Here is a 16,982-nt window from a genome sequence, read left to right on the forward strand (position 1 = left end):
CGAAGCCATGGTGTGGCGGGGTAAAGCCGCGATTCTGGGCCAAATCGGGAGCGAATCGAGAGCGAAGCAAGAGCGGAACCCTCCCCTCCGGGGCCCTGTGGCCAGGATCGCGGAGGGGGCGTCGTCAGCCGTCCCCGCACGGTGAACGGCAGGGGCAGCGACCGCGGGTCAGGCGGGCCGGGGGCGCGGGGAGGGCGGGTCCTCAGGGGTGGTGGCGCGGCTCTCCGTGCCTGTGGCGTGGCCCTGCGCCTGTGTGGGGGCCCGCTGTCAGCGGGCGTACGTCATGGGCGTACGTCCCCACGGCGTCGGCCATGACGCCGATGTTGATGGCGAACGCCGTCATGCCGATGTTCTTCAGGGTGTCGCACGCCAGGTGGTAACAGGCGTCGAGCGCCGCTCCCGCCTTCCCGCCGAACTTCTTGGCCTGTGCGGCGGTCTTGATCTCCTCCGCACCGGTGAAGGTGCCGCCCGACGGGACGCCGACTGCGATGAACGGGCCGTAGTCGGAGCGCCCGTCGAAGTCCGCACCCTCGTGCGGCACGTGCCTGCGGTCCAGGAACGTGGTGATGCCCTTCTCCAGCTGTGCGGAGCCCGCCGGGCCCGCGCCCGCGCCCGTGGCGTCCGAATTGTCGCCGTCGTAGACCAGCTCGGCGTAGTTCGGTGAAGCGATCATGTCGAAGTTCAGATAGAGCGCGAGCTGTTTCCGCTGCGGGGCCGTGAGGCTCTTGACGTACGCATCCGAGCCGCGCAGCCCCAGCTCCTCCGCCGACCACCAGGCGAACCTGACCTTGTTCGCGGGCTGTTGGCGGACCCGGGCGAGCTGCTGGGCGACCTCGATCAGCCCGGCCGCGCCCGAGCCGTCGTCATTGATGCCGGGTCCAGCGGAGACGGAGTCGAGGTGGGCACCGAACATGACGGTGCGGGCGGGGTCGCCGCCCTTGGTCTCGGCGATGACGTTGCGAGTGGTGCGGCGCTCCTGGAGCTGGCGGATCTCCAGCGAGACGGTGACGGCCCCGGCCCGCGGCGGTGTTCGGGGCTGGGTCTGAGGCTGGGATTGCGTCCGGGGCCGCGTTCTCGCTTGCGTCTCTGCCCGGGGCGCTGCTTGCGCCTTTGGTTTCCCTGTACCTGTACCTGTACCTGTACCTTTCGTTTTTGCCTTTGCTGCTGCCCTCGCCCTCGCCCTCGCCACGTCGCCGGCCAGTGCTGTGCCGTCGGCCTGCGAGATCCCACCGGTCGGAATCTTCACGCCCGCTGGGGATTCGAGGGTGCCGGACAGTGCGCCCGCGGTGTTGTTGGAGATGAGCGCGGCCACCGCACCCGCTCCCGCCGCTGCCTTCTGCTTCTCGGCGAAGGTGCAGCCGCCGCGACGGATCAGCGCGATCTTTCCGGTGAACGCACCTGCGGCGTAGTCGGACGGCTCGCATCCGGTGGTGGCGTCGACAGGGACGGTGGCGAGCGTGGCCGTGACTCCGCCCACGGGCGTGGACCTCGTGTACGAGAGCGCCGAGACCTCCAGATGGCGCGGGGTGGGCGTGATGACGGCCAGCTTCTCGGCCTGCGTCTCGATGTAGGTGATGGGGAAGGCCTGGTACGAGACCCGGTAGCCGGCCTTCCGCAACGTGTCGTGGACGTACTGGGCGGAAGCCTCGTGTCCGGCCGTACCGGCAGCGCGGGTGGCGTGGTGGCTGTCGGCGAATGACTGGAACTTCCGCAGGTGGCGGTACGCGCCCTGCGCGGACGAGGCATGGACGAGCTGCCGGGAAAGACGCGCGGCCTGTTTTGCCGGATCGGACGGGTGCGGGCCAGCGGGGTGCGGGGCGGCGGTGGCGGGTGCCGCTGCGACGGCCAGGCTCAGGATCACGGCGAGGGCGGTGGCCACCGGCGGGTTGCGGGTACTCCCCCTCGCGTCACCGGCGGCGCCGAATGCGGTGGACCGGGGACCGGCTGTGACGCTGCGGTGCGGTGCGCTGCTGCGGGTGGTGTTCACGCGGGATGGTTCCCGCGCGACCGCGCGCGACGAACGCCCGGTGGACCGTTCGGGTGCAGGACGCCGAGTGTCCGCCTCAGGCATCGGTCGGGCTGCCGGTACGGGGCGCGATGCGGCCTGCGTTCTCGCCTGCGGCCTCCGCGTACGGCGCCTTTCCCGTATCGCGGTGCCGGGCCCGCGCCGCGGTTTTTCGCCGGGCCGGTAACCCGCACCTCGCCGAACCGGCGCAGCGCGGCGCAACCGAGTTCAGCGCAGGGTGGGCAGTCCCGCGGCCAGAGCGGACAGGGTGCGCCGGAGGGTCTGGAGCAGCGCGGGCCTGGCGGCTGCGAGCTGGGGCTCCTGGGCGTACAGCTCGGCCAGGACGGGCGGCGGGGTGGCCATGGGGTAGAGCATTCCCGCGAGTGCGGCTGCGGTGGACACCAGGTCCGAGCACTCGCGCTGGGTCAGTCCGGGATGGGCCCGCGCGACCTGAGCGCTCAGCGCGGAGATGGCGGCGAGCACCGTGTGCTTGTAGGTGCGAGCCGCTTCGATCGAGATGTTGTGTTCCAGGATCGTCGCGGTCTGGCTGAGCAGATCGCAGAACAGCGGCCGTCCGGCGAGGGTCTCGGCGAGTGCACCGATGACGTCCCCTCCCGCGTCCAGTCGCTCGGCCACCTCGCCCTGCCACTCCTGCCAGTCCTCTGCCGTGAGCAACAGGAAGATCTCTTCGCGGGTCCCGAAGTACCGGATGACATTGGACTTGGCGAGTCCCACGGCGTCGGCGACGCTGCCCAGCGTCACCCGCCGCACCCCGTGTTCCAGGGCAAGACGGCGGGCGGCCGCGAGAATGGTCTCGCGCCGCTGCTGCTTCTGTTCCGGCCTGCGGGCCCGGAGGAAATTCTCTGATGACATGGCTCGGTCAGCATACGAGAGCCGGAAAGCCGTCGCCTTCGATTATTACCGAAACGCCGTTCCGTTATTTCGGGGTTCTGTTGATGCCCGCGAGGGGCGGGGAATTGTGTCCGCCGTATCCGGAACTCCGCAGGCCGTCCGTCAGCGCTATGCGGACTTATGGCCGCTCGGCTGGGATTCCGGGGAGGCCGGTGCCTGCTTCTTGTTCCCCGTCTTTCCCCCGCTCGGCCGGTGAAGAGGGATACGGGGAGTGAACTCCCGGCGGTGGGTGCGGTGGCTCTACCTGCATGCATGTTCCGCCTGGGGTATACCCGGTCGGTGGCGGGGCGGAGCGCGGCAGGGTCCGTGGCGGAGTATCGGAAATGCCGGCGCACCGGTGGACGTATGCGGCTTTTTCCTGGCTCGGTCCACGGCCGGCCGGGTGATCGGGAATCATGGACGGCAACCGGCGCCGCGCGGGAATGCGACCCACACGCCGATCACCCGATCACCGATCGCTGATCACCGATCCGCGTGCTGACCCCGCGTATGTCCTCGATAGTGCGAGGCAAATCATCTTGCATGGGGCGGACATTTATCCGCCATTGTTCGGCCATGTGGATGTCCGCCGTGTTGAGCGAAATGAGATGAACGCTCGATGTCTACCGCACGCGCCCCCTTCTCCTTCGCGGATCGTTCGGCGAGCGGCGCGGCGGGGCCTGCGGGTCGGGGGCCGGTCAGGCCTTGATCGCCTCGTCGTAGACATCGGCGATCCGCTGCAGGAAAGCCGCGACGGTGGCCCTCTCTTCCGGCGCCAGCGCTTCGGTGGCGGCGGTGACGCCCTGGATGAGGGGTGCGACGTGCTCGTAGGCCGTCGCTTCCCAGTCGCCGGCCGGAGTGATGATCACCTTGCGGCGGTCGGTCGGATGGGGCTGCCTGGTGGCGTGCCCCCCGGCCACGAGCCGGTCGATCACGAGCGTCGTCGCCGCGGTCGAGGCGTCCAGGCGGCGGGCGAGGTCGGTGGGGGTGGTCGGGCCGACGTGGACGAGATGATCCATCACCGCGAGGCCTGCCGGGTCCACTTGGAGCCGACGGCTCAGATACCGCTCGAACCGTTGCTGCTTGAGCGTGAGCATCCGCAGCTGCTCGCGGATGTCGCCGCGCTGTTCGCCGATGGCTGCGCCGGCGCCGCCGGGGGCGGGCCTGGCCTCGGCGGTGGCGGCACCAGGCGATTTGACGTCCATGGGCAGAAGGATACTCTCAATATTGCTAATAAAATTGGTAACCAAGAAGGTGAGGAAAAATGGCCACTGTCCCGACAGCTCAGCCGCCCTACCGGTGGCGGTGGCTGATCCTGGTGGTGATGCTCGTCGCGGAGATCATGGATCTGCTCGACGCGTCGATCGTCAACGTGGCAGGACCCGCACTGGAGAAATCGCTCGGCGCGACATCCGTAGGCCTCCAGTGGGTGATCGGCGGTTACGCCCTCACGCTGGGCGCGGGGCTGGTGCTGGGGGGCCGGCTCGGCGACCGGTACGGGCGGCGCAGGATGTTCCTGACCGGCCTGGCATCGTTCACCGCGGCCTCACTGCTCTGCGCGACCGCGCCGGACATCGGAACCCTGATCGCCTTCCGGCTCGTCCAGGGGCTGGCCGGGGCGATGCTGCTTCCGCAGGGGCTCGGCCTGCTGCGCGAGAACTTCACCGGGGCCGAACTCACCAAGGTCTTCGGGATCTTCGGCCCCGTCCTGGGGCTCGGCGGGATCGTCGGGCCGGTGCTGGGCGGTGGCCTCATCCAGAGTGACTTCTTCGGTCTCGGCTGGCGGCTGGTGTTCCTGGTGAACGTGCCGATAGGCCTCATGGCCCTGGCCGTTGCGGCGAAGTTCGTTCCCAGGAAGCCGGGGGACCGTGCCGTGGTCGTCGACAGCGTCGGTGCGGCCCTGGTGGCACTCTCCTGCGCCCTGCTCGTCCTGCCCCTGAACCAGGGCCAGGACGCCGGCTGGCCCCTGTGGACCTGGCTCTGCATGGCGGCTTCTGCGGCCGGGTTCGCGCTCTTCGCCGTGCAGCAGCGGCGTACGACGGCGCAGGGGCGTGAACCGCTCGTCACCACTGGCCTGCTGCGCAAGCCCGCGTTCACCGTCGGACTGGGCGGGATCGCGCTGTTCTTCGGCGGGCTGATCGGGGTGCAGCTGGTGCTGACTCTCTTCCTCCAGATCGGGCAGCACTTCACGGCCGGCGACGCCGGTCTGGGCAACCTGCCGCTGGCGGTGGGTACCGCGATCGGCGGCGCGGTGAGCGGAGCCGTACTCGCCGACCGGATCGGCCGGGCCGTCCTGCAGATCGGCCCGCTCGTGCAGCTGGGCGGAGCGGCCCTGCTCTGGTACGAACTCGACAGCCTGGGCGGGGCGTTCTCCATCTGGGACATCGCACCGGGTGTGGTCGTCTGCGGTGTCGGCGCGGGCCTGGTCATCGCGGCACTGTTCAGCTTCATCCTCGCCGCGGTCGACGACGACGAGATCGGCTCGGCTTCAGGTGTCCTGTCCGCGGTGCAGTCGATCGGGGGCTCGGTCGGTGTGGCGGTGTTCGGCTCGGTGTTCTTCTCCCGTGCGAAGGAAGGGGACTTCACCGCCGGCTTCCACCACGCCCTCCTGGTGCAAGGGTGCCTGCTGGTCGCTTTTCTGGCGATCACGTTCATGCTGCCGAAGAAGGGCCGGCCGGACGAGTTCGCGGAGCCTGCCGACAACCCGCCGCAGGGCGCGGTGGTCTGACCGCGCCGAGCGGTTCGCGGGGTGGCGGGCTCGGCCGGTCACGGCCGCCGGGCAGTCAGCCCACCGTGGCCTTCGTGCTGGTCCTTCAGCGGCTGCTGGTCGCCGCTGCCGCCCCAGGTGCGGTGGTGGACTGCTCGATCAGGCCGTAGACCGGACGGTCGCCATCGGCGTTCAGGGGTGTGGAGTAGTCGCCGACGGCCCAGAAGCCGCCGGTGCTGCCGACCGGAGCCAGATCGTAGAAGGAGTACGACGGCCATGTGGTGTCGCCGTCGGGGGCCGGCGCGCCGGCCTTTCTGGTCCAGGTGGTGCCGTCGAAGTGCCAGAAGACCGACTCGGCGTGGGCGGGATCGGCCTGGTCGTTACCGGTGGCCCACAGACCGCCGTGGCCGTCCGAAACGATCGCCTCGAGGTAGAGGTCGGCGAGCGCTCCGGTGACGTCCTCCCAGGCCGTACCGTTCCAGTGCTCGACGCTCGGCGCAGGCGGGTCGCCATGGGCGCCTTCGGCCCAGCCGGCGACGTAGACACTGGTGGGCGACTCCGCCACGACCTTGGCGGTTTCGGTGCCCGCGCGCACCGGTGCCTCGTCCATCAGCGTCCAAGTGGTGCCGTCCCAGTGGTAGGTCACCGAGTGGCCGCCGTCCACGGGGTACTGCATACCCGTGGCGTAGGCGTCGTTCGCCGAAAGGGCGTCTATGTCCCGGATGTCGACCAGGCTGGGCAGCGCGAAGGTTTTCCACGTGCCGTCGGAGTACGTGTACAGCGCATCGCCACCCTTGAACAGGCGCCCGGGGACAGCCTTGATCGGCACCTCGGGCCAGGAGTCGTCGGCGGGGCCGGTCGTGGGAACGCTGGTCCAGCGTTCGCCGTCATAGTGCGCGAGCCTCTGATCCATGCCCACGGACCCGTACGCCCAGACGTCGTCCTCGGACACAGCGGTGACTGATGACCACTGCCAGACGTCAGGGAGTCCCGGAGCGGTGTCCTCGTTCCACTTCTCGCCGTTCCAGCGCATGATGACGCCGCCGCTGTCTCCTCGTCCGACCGCCCACGCAAGGTCGTCGCTCACGGAGGAGACCGACATCAGGGAACCGGCGGGACTGTGACCGGAGAGCGAGACCTCCCAGTCGGACGGCGCGCCGACCGCTTGGGCGCCGCCGGCGGTCAGCAGGGTGGAGGCGAGAGCCAGAGAGGCGGCTGAAGCGCGCAGAAGGTGCCGTACCAGCATCGGTGAGCGTTCCTTAACTGTGGAGGAAGTGAACTGCCCCCGGGGTGACGCGCGTACAGGCCGGCCCGGGAGGCGGCGGGCCGTGGGGCCAGACTCTCGACGGCGGCGGATGGTTGTGGGGCCGGGTCCTGCAACTGAGCTGTTCTCAGGGGATGATCGGCGGCCACCGGGACCAGGACGGAGACCACGACACGTCGAAGTCCCCCACCGGCGAACCTGTCGGGGGCCTCGTTCCCGGCAGGAAGATCCGTCCGGGGCGCTTCGCAGGTTTCATTGACTCTTGGGGGCGCCGCCCCCACCCTCCCGCCATGACCGCATCTCATCAGGTCCCGTTCGCCCCGTGCGCCGGCGAGAGTTGGCGCTCGCCGTGGGAGATGTACGCGGGACTGCGCGACGCGCACCCCCTTCACCACGTCACCGACGGCGACTACTGGGTCCTCTCCCGCTACGCGGACGTACTCGCCGCCGCCCGTGACACCGGCCGCTACTCCTCCGCCGACGGCCTGACCATCACCTACGGCGAGCGCGAACGCCTCGGCATCACCGACGCCGCCCCGATGGTGATGCTGGACCCGCCCGAGCACACCGCCTTCCGCCGGCTGATCACCCGCGGCTACACCCCGCGCCGGGTCGCCTCCATCGAGCCGCACGTCCGTGCTTTCGTCCGGGCCCGCCTGGACCGCATCGCCGATCTCGGCGGCAGCTGCGACATCGTCGCCGAACTCTTCAAACCGCTGCCCAGCTATGTCGTCGGCCGCTATCTCGGCGTCCCCGAACGCGACCGTGCCCACTTCGACGGCTGGACCCACGCCATCGTCGAGGCCAACGCGCTGGGCGACCCGCTCACCGCCGCCGAAGCTGTCACCAGCCTCTTCGGCTACTTCACCGAGCTGATCGAACGCCGCCGCTCCGAACCCGCCGACGACACCGTCTCCGACCTGGTCGGCCTGATGCCGTCCGACGACGCCGGCACCCTGCTGCGCATCCTCGGCTTCGCCTTCACGATGGTCGCCGGAGGTAACGACACCACCACCGGCCTGCTCGGCGGCGGCGCCGAACTCCTCACCGCTCACCGCGGCCAACGCCGTGCCCTCCTGGAAACCCCCGCCCTGCTCCCCTCCGCCGTCGAGGAATTCCTCCGGCTGACCTCCCCTGTCCAGTGCCTGGCCCGCACCGTCACCGAAGACACCACCCTCCACGGCCGAACCGTCCCCGCCGGCCGCAAGGTTCTTCTGCTGTACGCCGCAGCCAACCGCGACCCACGCGCCTTCGGCCCCACCGCTGAACACCCGGACCTCACCCGCGACGGCCCCCAGCACCTCGCGTTCACCCACGGCCCGCACCACTGCCTGGGTGCCTCCGCGGCCCGTCTGGTCTCCCGAACGGCCCTGGAGGAACTCCTGGCCCGCTTCCCGGACTTCGAGGTCGACGCAGCGGCGGGCACCTTCGCCGACGGCAACTACGTCCGGCGCTACGCGACCCTGCCGTTCGCCGCGGCCGGGGCCGGGGCCTGAGCGGCTTCGCACGGATCAACGGACGGCGATGCACGGTGCTGTCCGGCCGGTCGGGCCAGGTCGCCATGACCCGGCCGCCATCTTCCCGCCGCACCGAACCGTTACAGCGCGCCGCCGCGCCGCCGTTGCACCGCACCGCTGCCCGGACTGCTGCGCTTATGTACCAGTGCAGTCGGGCACCGCTGCGGTCTGCTGCCCGGGACGACGAACGCGGTCAGGTGCCATCGATACCCGTGCCCGCCGTGGAGTCCGCGGAGTCCGTGCTGTCGGATGCTGTGTCCCCGTTGGGCTCTGAGGCGGCCGGGCCGCCGCCCGGCCGCAAGGTGAGCAGGGTGATCTCGCTCGGCGCGAAGACCCGGAAGGGCGGCCCCCAGAAGCCGGTTCCCCGGCTGGTGTAGAGCTGCGTGCGCTCGCCGTGCCGGCTCAGGCCGTGAACCACCGGCTGATCGATCCGGACGAGGAAGTTGAACGGCCAGATCTGGCCGCCGTGAGTGTGCCCGGAGATCTGCAGGTCGATGCCGGCCGCGGCGGCCTGCCCGACGTACTTCGGCTGGTGGGCGACGAGCAGGACCGGTCGGTCCGGGTCTGCTCCCGCCAGCGCACCGAGCAGGTTCGCACGGTGCCCGGCCAGGCCGGAGGACTCCGCTGTCACGTCGTCCACACCGGCCAGGACGAGGAGGTCGCCGCCGCGCTCGACCACGACATGGCGGTTGTGCAGCGGTTCCCAGCCCAGTTCCGCCATGCGGTCCAGCCAGCCTTGGGCCTCCCCGAAGTACTCGTGGTTCCCCGTGACGTAGACCTTGGCCAGCCGTGACCGGATCGTCCCGAGCGGCGCGGACTGCTCCCGGCGCTGGGCGGGCGTGCCATCGGCGATGTCGCCCGCGTGGACCACCACGTCCGCGTCGAGTGCGTTGACAGCCTCGGCGACCCGCGCTGACCAGTGCGCCCGGTCGATCGGCCCGAAGTGAGTGTCGGCCAGTACCACGACACGGGTTCCGTTCAAACCGGCGCCGAGCCGTGGGACATGGACGTCCAGCCGCTTCACCCGGGGTACGCGCATGGCCTCGTGGTGTCCCCACGCCAGCAGGCCGGCAGAGACCACGGCGACGGCCACAGCGATGCTCCTGGCGGGCTCGGCGCCGCTGACCCCGAGCCCGAGCAGCACCAGGTGCACCAGGTCACCCAGCGCCGACCAGGTGAACAGCACCCACACCGCGCCGAGGGTGCTGTCCGCGATGCGGGCCGCCCGGTCGGCCCGCCGGTGCCCGTGGCCCGCGGCCATGAGGAAGGGGAAGGAGACCAGCCAGGAGGCGAAGACGACCGTGCCGGCGAGGAAGACCGGGAACGGCCAGTGGACGCCGGAGGCGAACAGCGTCCACCAGGGCAGGAAGAACAGCATCGCGAGGACGAGGAGAACCACGATCCCGCCCAGTCGCCGGCGCAGGGACCGCGAAGCACGCGGGCTGCCTTCCCCGGACCGGGGGCCCGACCCGGACTCCGCCCCGTCCTCGGGCCGCGCCCCGGCGGCCGCGACGCTCTCCGGCCCGCCACCGGGCGATCGGATGTCCGACTCCGCCCGGACGGATTCACTGTCTGCCACTGTGCTGCCCCTCACGTCCGCTCCCGCCGTCAGTACCCATGGTCCGTCACACGGCGCCGCACGGAACCGCCCGCACCTCGTCGCGGCGTCGTGCGGCAGGGCCGCCGTGGCTTCCATGGCGCGGCAGAAATGATCACCGGTGAGGTGGGAACACCCAACTCCCGGCGTCAGTCGCGTACTTGTGGTGCTCACTGATGCCATGGTGCCCTTGTGACTCACAGGCAACAGACGTCAGGGAGGGGAACGAGTCTCATGATCAAGCGAATAGCAGCCGTGGCGGCACTGATCCCGGCCGCGCTGGGTGTTACTTCCGGTGCCGCTTCGGCGCACCCGGCGCCGAGGGCGACCGCAGCGGTGGTCACTCTGACCTACGACGCCAGCCGAGCAGGGCAGTGGGCGGACGCGATCACGCAGGGCGTGAACAACTGGAACGCAGCGGAACACAACGTGCACCTGCAGCCGGCAAGCTCGCCCGGCTCGGCCGACTTCGTCTACGTGGCGACCAGCGGCTGGCCCCAGACGACGCTCGGGCCGATTGTGCCGGGCGGCAGCAGGGGCGAGGTGCAACTGGGCCAGGAAGCGGTCGGGGAGGGCTACGACAAGACCCGGATCGCGGCGCACGAAACCGGGCACATCCTCGGGCTGCCGGACGACTACAGCGGGCCGTGCTCGGAGCTGATGTCCGGCCACGGCCCCGGTACGTCGTGCACCAATGCCAAGCCGAGCGCGGCAGAGGCGACGAAGGCCGACCGGAACTACGCGGGCGGCGCGGCGGCGGTGAGCCCGAAGCAGCACCGGACCGTGATCGACGTCTGGCACACACCGGTCCTCGCCGACGCCCACTGACGGGCAGCCGAAACCGGACAGGACGCAGGACGGCCGTGCGGGTCCATTGGGACACACACGCAGAAAGCTCCCGCCACAACAGGCGGGGGCTTCTGCGTATCGCTCGGTGAGAGCGACTGCGGAGGTACGAGATCCGAACTCGTGAGCGGTCGCCCCCAACGCGCTTTCCAACTGTTCGTCCGGGCATTCGGGGGCGGCCACGGGCGTCCCGACCTGCAGCCGGAGTACATGGCTACAGGCTCGCCGCACTGTGGTGTACGCCTGCGAATGAGACCACGGGACGCCGCACGATCGGTCTTCCCGATCTGTTGATCAGGCGCACTGGTCGCGGGCCACTGAGATCGAGAGCGCGGCCGTTCTTGCCGAGTCCCTGAGGGCGCCCGGTGGAGCCGGATTCCTGAAGGCCGCGCCCCGAGCCTCCGGCCGCAGCCAAGAAGGCGCGCCCGAAGAAGCCCCGAATCGATCACGAGAAAACTTGGTTCCGCCGTCGATTCGGCCATGCCTCGTTCGACGTCTTGATGTAGGACGTATCGCCATACGGAGTGGCGACAGAAACCGATGAGGATGAGGGAACGCATGGATCAGCTACTGCGCGTGCAGAACTTCTCTGTCTCTGGCGACGGTGTCGCCGCAGGCGAGGGCCAGAGTCTGGAGCGGCCTTTCGGCCACGCCGTCGATCCGGGGAAGCTCTTCGCCTGGGCCGGCGCCACGGCGAGCTGGCCCAACCGGACCGATCCCGGGGGCAGCCGCGGCCTGGACGACTACTTCACCCGGGACTTCAGCCACAACATCGGCGCCGAGATCATGGGCCGCAACAAGTTCGGGCCCCAACGCGGACCATGGCGCGACTCCGAGTGGCGCGGTTGGTGGGGTGACGAGCCGCCCTTCCACACGCCGGTCTTCGTCTTGACCCACCACGAGCGTCCGTCGTTCACGCTCTCCGACACCACGTTCCATTTCGTGGAGGGCGACCCGGCCACCGTCCTCGCACAGGCGCGGGAGGCCGCGCAGGGCAAGGACATCCGGCTCGGCGGCGGCGTGACCACCGTCCGGGAGTTCTTGGACGCCGACCTCGTCGACACCCTCCATGTGGCCGTCTCTCCGGTGAAGCTCGGGGCCGGGCTGAGGCTGTGGGACTCGCCCGATGAACTCCTGGACCGGTTCCACCTGGAGGTCGTGCCCAGCCCGAGCGGTGTCGTGCACCACCTCTTCTGGCGCAGGTGACACCTCAGCGTGTGCGTGCCGGTGAGGCCGGACCCGCCGTACGGTGATGCGTCGGCATGCCCCATCGAAGGACCGTGACCCCCGTACACGCCGCCGCAGTGCAGGGGCCGACTCTCCAGGCGCAGGCCGTACTTCGTCCGCCCGAGCCACCGGTTGCGTGGGTCATCGCCGCCTCCTGGAGCCGCGCCGGAACCGGAGTTGAGACAGTGGATGAGACTGCCAAAGCAGAAGGCCCGGACCGTGTGAACGGTCCGGGCCTTCTAGCTGCGGAGGATACGAGATTCGAACTCGTGAGGGGTTGCCCCCAACACGCTTTCCAAATGTTCGCCTGGGGGTGCGGGAGCGTACGGGGACGTCCTGACCTGCGGTGCAACCGGTGCCGGTGGGGCTTCCGAACGGTGCTGTACGCCGGTGAACGCAACCAGAACTGCAACCACGGATCTGGGTGGCCGATGCGACCGACGGCGGCTCCGTACGGCGTCAGACGTCCCGGATGATGACGCGGTCGCCGCAGAGCAGTGCCCAGTCGTCGCGGTCCGAGGTGAGGACCAGGGCAGGGGAGGGCGAGCGGAGAGCCATGGCGGCGACCAGGGCATCGATCGCGTACTTGTGGCCGTGCAGTCCGCCGGCGTCGCGCAGCAGGCTCACTGCAGCAAACGCGTCCTCCGGCGTCACGGGCTCCAGCCGCAGGCGGGAGAGGTACCACTGGAGGCGTGGCATGTCGGTCTTGCCGTGCACCGCCTCGACGACAGTCAGCGCCGAGACGCGGACCGGGATACCTGCTCGGCGGGTCGCTTCGATGCGTGCCGTCAGGGCGCGGTCGTGACGAAGCAGCAGGGAGAGCGCCTGGGAGTCCAACACGACCGAGCGCGCGGTCACTTCTCTCATGCGGCGTGCTGTCCTGCGTCGTCGGCGTGGCCGAAGAGTTCTCGGGCTGCGGCTTCGATCTCGGCCTCGGTCAGTGGGCCGTGCTCCGCCTCCTGAGCGGAGACGATCTCCGTCAGGCCGTCCATCTCCAGCTGGTGCCGTACCGCGTCGGTGACGTAGGAGGACAGGCCGCGCTTCCCCGTCCGCTCGCGGAGAGCCGAGAGCAGATCGGCCGGCAGGGAGACGGATACGTTCTCGGTGTGTCCCGCACGCTGGGTCGACATGCCACCAATGTAGTACAGAGATTATTACAGCGCCTCGATATTCGGTGGAAGTTTTGGGTGAGGCCGTACAACGACGAAGGCCCCGACCGGAATCCGGTCGGGGCCTTCGTCTGCCCTGATGGGCGGGTGCGGAGGATACGAGATTCGAACTCGTGAGGGGTTGCCCCCAACACGCTTTCCAAATGTTCGTCTGGGGGTTCGGCGGGGGTCGTGGGGGTTCTGACCTGGTACGGAGCTGGTGATGGCGGCACCCGCGAACGGCGTCGGACGGGGGCGAACGAGACCAAAACTGAGACCATCTGAGCGAGGGCCCCGTCGGTACGGTCACTCCCCCTGGAGACGGATTGCCAGCACAGTCCCGTCGGCACGGATGGACACCGCACTCCACTGTTTCGCTGTGCTGCTGCCCGGCCACTGGTCTCGGAGCTTGTGTACCTCGTGTCGGTACTCGTTTACGCGCCCGTGGTGGAGATGCATGTACAGGCTCTTCTCGAGCCCGGAGAACGCCTCCACGCGGGTGCCGTTGAGACGGTAGATGTGGTCGGTGCCGACGAAGTCGATGTCGTGGATGCGGTGCCCCACATCTCGCAGCCTGTCGGTGTTGGCGTGGACGTCGTGCTGGAAGTGGCGTCGACCTTGCTCCTTGGTCAGGTACTGGGCGGTGGGTTTGCCACCTCCAGTGAAGGCCGTCAGCGTGGCTGCCTCCGTCCGTGCCAGGACGATGCTTAACCAGTTGAACGACTCAGGCAGTACCTGGAACCCGGGGATAGTCATCCGTTCCCGTTCCCGTGCCGCGTGCCGCACGACGTCGGCCACACGGTTCTCCTGGCCCAGGGTGAGGTCCAGGTCGGCTTCTGATGTCTCTCCGGACGGGCTGAGGACGGTCGTGCCCGGCGCCTCCAGAATGTGCAGAGCGAGGCTCTCCTTCTTGGGGATCTCTGTCCCGATGAGCAGGTACGGGACGGTGCCGTAGGGCCCGATGTGCACGGAATCCACATGAGCACTGGCCGTGCTGAGCTGCTTGTGAACCTGCTGAACGCTGCTGTGGGTGCCCTTGGAGGAGACGAGGAGGACCTTGGACGGCTGTCCCGGTTGCCAGGCTTCGACGAAGAAGTGGGGCCGTCGCTGGAGTGGCTCCGGGCGGGCGCCCGTTCCGGAGGTGCTGCGGAGGGTCCAGCCGGCTTTCAGAGCGACGTCGGCCGGAATCACGGAGACCGAGTGGTCTGGGTACCGGGACCTGATCAGCCTCTCGGCCAGCAGAGAGGCGAAGCCGGTGCCGATCTCCCCGGACTGGGTGGCCTTGTAGAAGCGCAGGAGGTCGCGCCCCTCGGACGACAGCTGCAGGTAATCGCCTTGGCTGCCCTCCAGGGCCTGGATGTAGCGCAGACTCCCCCAGTGCTCGGCCAGTCCTCGTCCCGCGCCCTGTCGGGCCGCAGCAGCGCCGAGGCCGATGGCGTGAATGATCTGCCAGGGTGTGAGAGTCAGTGATCGCGGCGCGTTCCGGACAGCTCTGTAGTCGGTGCGCCGACGAAGCTTTCCCTGCCCGTTGCCAGTCCGCTTCTCGTCCTCGTCCTCCGCGGCCTCGGAGACGTGGGCGGCCAGCTCGGTGGACGAGCGGACCTGAACGTGTGAGGTGCCGCTCAGCTCGTGGAGGATCTCGGTGACGGCTTTGGATTCGTCCTTGTTCACCGGCTGCCCTTCCGTCGACGTCGTGTGGCGTGAGCCGAAGGACGGTAGGCCGCGGCAGGGGAGCACAATCAAGTGCGCACGAGGGGCGCAGGCCGATATTCGGCCAACAGCCGTCGAGGAAAACGTTCGGACGGCGCCGTGTAGGCGCCGTCCCGGGCTGACACGCGGCAGTTTGGAGTTCCGCTCTTCGACACACCGCGGCGTAACTACGGGACACGCCGCGACCGCCCTCCTTCCGCGCGGCAACTGGCGTCACGGGACTGCCTGGGCTAACGCGACCCAGCGAGCGAGGCAGGCGTGGGCGGTCTGGACTCGCTGAGGAGAGGAGAGAACGGAAGGGGAATGTCAGACCGATCATCTACTGTCACACCCTGATCAGTCATCAACTAGCGTTCCAGGACGGGGACGTGACCGAGAGGTGCGACGTGGGTGTTCCGTACGAGGCGCGGCTGCGCGACATGCTGGCTGACCGCTTGTCTCTCCTAGAGCCGAGCCTTCAGCTGATCGATACGGAATACCCGCTCCCCAATGCTCAGGGAACGCGCGGGCGGATAGACATCCTGGCCCGAGATGGCCACGGATCTTGGGTCGTGATCGAACTGAAGCGATCCGACTCGACCTCGGGTCGAGCCCTTCATGAGGTCACGAAGTATGCCGAGCTGTTGCAGCGAGAGATGGGGCTCCGCAAGGACCGCATTCGCGCGATGATTGTCTCCACCACGTGGCGCGAACTTCGCGTACCGGTCAGCAACATGGCGCGTGACTGGGCACACGATCTGCGTGGGTACCAACTCACATTGGACGACGACGGTGTTCCGGTGTGTGCAGACCGGGTGGAGTTCCTCGAAGCGGCGATCCCCCCACAAGTAACCCCGCATCACTTCATCTACCTATACAACTCCCCGGAGGATAGAGAGCGGGGCTGGCGCGAGGTTCTGGCCAGAGCCGCAGAGGCAGGAGCTGATGATCTTCTGGCAGCGGACTTCCAGCGCATCTCACAGAGAGACAGCGTGGTCGCACCGTACGGCCTGTACTTCGCGATCGGGCGTCTGGATCCGGACCGAGCACCAGCATGGCTCGATGATGGTGAGGCGGATTCGCCCGAGGAAACCGGGGGGTACCCCATGGAGTATGCGGCTCTCTGCCACATCACCAGCACCGTCTTCGCAGCCGGCTATGACACAGCCCGCCCGGGCTTGCTCCGGAAGCTGGCAGAGGACCCGCACTGGGAGATCGAGTGCTATCGGACGGCAGGTGAATTCGCCAAGCGCACTTCGCTGGACGAGAGGGATCTCCTCCGGGACCTGAACGGTGACGACGAGGGTATCGGCCAGGTCCTCTACACGGGATCCGCGCGAACCACGGACCGTGGAAGATGGCCTGCTTTCCGGGAGGAGAGCAGGGCGTGCACGGCGAGGAACCCTGATTGGGCGAGGCTCGTGGGGCGGTGGTTGGACGACGTTTCGGCCGATGGCGTGGAGCGCGATGTCATGCTTCATGTGTACAACCCGTGCGATCTGATCCGATCGTTGGTGCACGGGTGGCCCGACAAGCTCTCAGCGCTCGTTCCGATGACCTTTGGGACGGCATTGGCTACCCAGGACGGCGACCACCGCGCGATCCGTGGCTCCCTCTACTGGGACGGTGTTGCCTGCCCTGACATGACCGACCGGGTGCGTCTGGTCTATCGCGATGCCATGCACTGGCAGGTTCACCACCTCATGGATGAGTCCTGGGTCACCGATCTTGATCTCCTGAGTCTGCTCGGACTTCGCTACGTACTCATCGAGCAGATCGGAGGAAACCCGCTCCTTGCGTCAGAGGCGAGTGAACTTCGACTCCACTTCGTGCAGGACGAGGTCCTCCGTACTCTGCCGATTCCCTGTGAGGGAGCACAGCTCCGCGACGCGGGTTGGAACGGCGCCTACTCGCTCGATACGTTTCTGGAGACGTACGAGGATCAGATCGACACATTGGTTGAGACCTATCAGACCGGGTTTCATTTCGGGGCCTGAGGCTCCTCGGCGATCGGGACAGCCTGACAGTCGGCGTGATCACGGAAATTCGCAGGCAAGGGCGAATCTTTTGGGGGTGCCCACGCCGGGCAGT

Annotated in this window: 13 protein-coding genes; 5 read left to right on the forward strand and 8 right to left on the reverse strand. The window is 68.6% G+C overall.

Annotated features, from left to right (window positions below):
* Nucleotides 1–202: 202 nt before the first annotated feature.
* From OG584_RS17900 to OG584_RS17910, 3 genes are all read right to left on the reverse strand, one after another.
* Nucleotides 203–1,879 (reverse strand): M20/M25/M40 family metallo-hydrolase, encoded by a 1,677-nt coding sequence (locus OG584_RS17900; protein ID WP_405784126.1) that lies wholly within the window; start codon nt 1,877–1,879, stop codon nt 203–205.
* A 354-nt stretch (nt 1,880–2,233) separates the two neighbouring features.
* Nucleotides 2,234–2,878 (reverse strand): TetR/AcrR family transcriptional regulator, encoded by a 645-nt coding sequence (locus OG584_RS17905; protein WP_405779036.1) that lies wholly within the window; start codon nt 2,876–2,878, stop codon nt 2,234–2,236.
* A gap of 716 nt (nt 2,879–3,594) precedes the next feature.
* Nucleotides 3,595–4,101 (reverse strand): MarR family winged helix-turn-helix transcriptional regulator, encoded by a 507-nt coding sequence (locus tag OG584_RS17910; RefSeq protein ID WP_405779038.1) that lies wholly within the window; start codon nt 4,099–4,101, stop codon nt 3,595–3,597.
* 59 nt (nt 4,102–4,160) lie between these two features.
* Between OG584_RS17910 and OG584_RS17915 the strand changes: the two genes are divergently transcribed.
* Entirely contained in the window at nt 4,161–5,624 is a 1,464-nt protein-coding gene (locus tag OG584_RS17915) for an MFS transporter (protein WP_405779040.1), read from the forward strand.
* A gap of 85 nt (nt 5,625–5,709) precedes the next feature.
* On the opposite strand, the gene OG584_RS17920 is transcribed toward OG584_RS17915, so the two are convergent.
* Nucleotides 5,710–6,849 (reverse strand): hypothetical protein, encoded by a 1,140-nt coding sequence (locus OG584_RS17920; RefSeq protein ID WP_405779042.1) that lies wholly within the window; start codon nt 6,847–6,849, stop codon nt 5,710–5,712.
* Nucleotides 6,850–7,157: 308 nt separating this feature from the next.
* Here OG584_RS17920 and OG584_RS17925 point away from each other — a divergent pair, with 308 nt between their 5' ends.
* Nucleotides 7,158–8,363: a cytochrome P450 gene (locus OG584_RS17925; protein WP_405779043.1), complete on the forward strand. Its 1,206-nt coding sequence runs from the start codon at nt 7,158–7,160 to the stop codon at nt 8,361–8,363.
* Nucleotides 8,364–8,577: 214 nt separating this feature from the next.
* Here OG584_RS17925 and OG584_RS17930 read toward each other — a convergent pair whose 3' ends face one another.
* On the reverse strand, nt 8,578–9,807 hold the full coding sequence (locus OG584_RS17930) for a metallophosphoesterase (protein ID WP_405784128.1): 1,230 nt from the start codon (nt 9,805–9,807) through the stop codon (nt 8,578–8,580).
* 408 nt (nt 9,808–10,215) lie between these two features.
* Between OG584_RS17930 and OG584_RS17935 the strand changes: the two genes are divergently transcribed.
* Both OG584_RS17935 and OG584_RS17940 read left to right on the forward strand, forming a co-directional pair.
* Nucleotides 10,216–10,809, forward strand: coding sequence for a snapalysin family zinc-dependent metalloprotease (locus OG584_RS17935; RefSeq protein WP_405779045.1), 594 nt, complete (start codon nt 10,216–10,218; stop codon nt 10,807–10,809).
* Between the two features lie 576 nt (nt 10,810–11,385).
* Nucleotides 11,386–12,033: a dihydrofolate reductase family protein gene (locus tag OG584_RS17940; RefSeq protein WP_405779047.1), complete on the forward strand. Its 648-nt coding sequence runs from the start codon at nt 11,386–11,388 to the stop codon at nt 12,031–12,033.
* A gap of 480 nt (nt 12,034–12,513) precedes the next feature.
* Here the strand turns inward: OG584_RS17940 and OG584_RS17945 are convergent, their stop codons facing one another.
* The 3 genes from OG584_RS17945 to OG584_RS17955 all read right to left on the reverse strand — a co-directional run bounded on the left by OG584_RS17945 (nt 12,514) and on the right by OG584_RS17955 (nt 14,873).
* Complete coding sequence (locus OG584_RS17945; protein ID WP_405779048.1) at nt 12,514–12,921, reverse strand: PIN domain-containing protein; 408 nt, start codon at nt 12,919–12,921, stop codon at nt 12,514–12,516.
* Nucleotides 12,918–13,184 (reverse strand): hypothetical protein, encoded by a 267-nt coding sequence (locus OG584_RS17950; protein ID WP_405779050.1) that lies wholly within the window; start codon nt 13,182–13,184, stop codon nt 12,918–12,920. The genes OG584_RS17945 and OG584_RS17950 overlap by 4 nt, the downstream gene beginning before the upstream one ends.
* Nucleotides 13,185–13,508: 324 nt before the next feature.
* The gene (locus OG584_RS17955) at nt 13,509–14,873 is read right to left on the reverse strand and encodes a hypothetical protein (protein WP_405779052.1); all 1,365 of its coding nucleotides are present in this window, start codon (nt 14,871–14,873) and stop codon (nt 13,509–13,511) included.
* A 407-nt stretch (nt 14,874–15,280) separates the two neighbouring features.
* Between OG584_RS17955 and OG584_RS17960 the strand changes: the two genes are divergently transcribed.
* Nucleotides 15,281–16,888, forward strand: a complete 1,608-nt coding sequence (locus tag OG584_RS17960; RefSeq protein ID WP_405779054.1) for an endonuclease NucS domain-containing protein — start codon at nt 15,281–15,283, stop codon at nt 16,886–16,888.
* The last annotated feature ends 94 nt before the right edge of the window (nt 16,889–16,982 follow it).

This window comes from Streptomyces sp. NBC_00859 (genome assembly GCF_045161865.1).
Taxonomy (GTDB): Bacteria; Actinomycetota; Actinomycetes; order Streptomycetales; family Streptomycetaceae; genus Streptomyces.

Bases quoted from the DNA above. Each gene is read 5' to 3' on its own strand.
- OG584_RS17935 (WP_405779045.1), top strand. From the start codon at position 10,216: ATGATCAAGCGAATAGCAGCCGTGGCGGCACTGATCCCGGCCGCGCTG.
- OG584_RS17945 (WP_405779048.1), bottom strand. From the start codon at position 12,921: ATGAGAGAAGTGACCGCGCGCTCGGTCGTGTTGGACTCCCAGGCGCTC.
- OG584_RS17940 (WP_405779047.1), top strand. From the start codon at position 11,386: ATGGATCAGCTACTGCGCGTGCAGAACTTCTCTGTCTCTGGCGACGGT.
- OG584_RS17920 (WP_405779042.1), bottom strand. From the start codon at position 6,849: ATGCTGGTACGGCACCTTCTGCGCGCTTCAGCCGCCTCTCTGGCTCTC.
- OG584_RS17925 (WP_405779043.1), top strand. From the start codon at position 7,158: ATGACCGCATCTCATCAGGTCCCGTTCGCCCCGTGCGCCGGCGAGAGT.
- OG584_RS17910 (WP_405779038.1), bottom strand. From the start codon at position 4,101: ATGGACGTCAAATCGCCTGGTGCCGCCACCGCCGAGGCCAGGCCCGCC.
- OG584_RS17905 (WP_405779036.1), bottom strand. From the start codon at position 2,878: ATGTCATCAGAGAATTTCCTCCGGGCCCGCAGGCCGGAACAGAAGCAG.
- OG584_RS17950 (WP_405779050.1), bottom strand. From the start codon at position 13,184: ATGTCGACCCAGCGTGCGGGACACACCGAGAACGTATCCGTCTCCCTG.
- OG584_RS17915 (WP_405779040.1), top strand. From the start codon at position 4,161: ATGGCCACTGTCCCGACAGCTCAGCCGCCCTACCGGTGGCGGTGGCTG.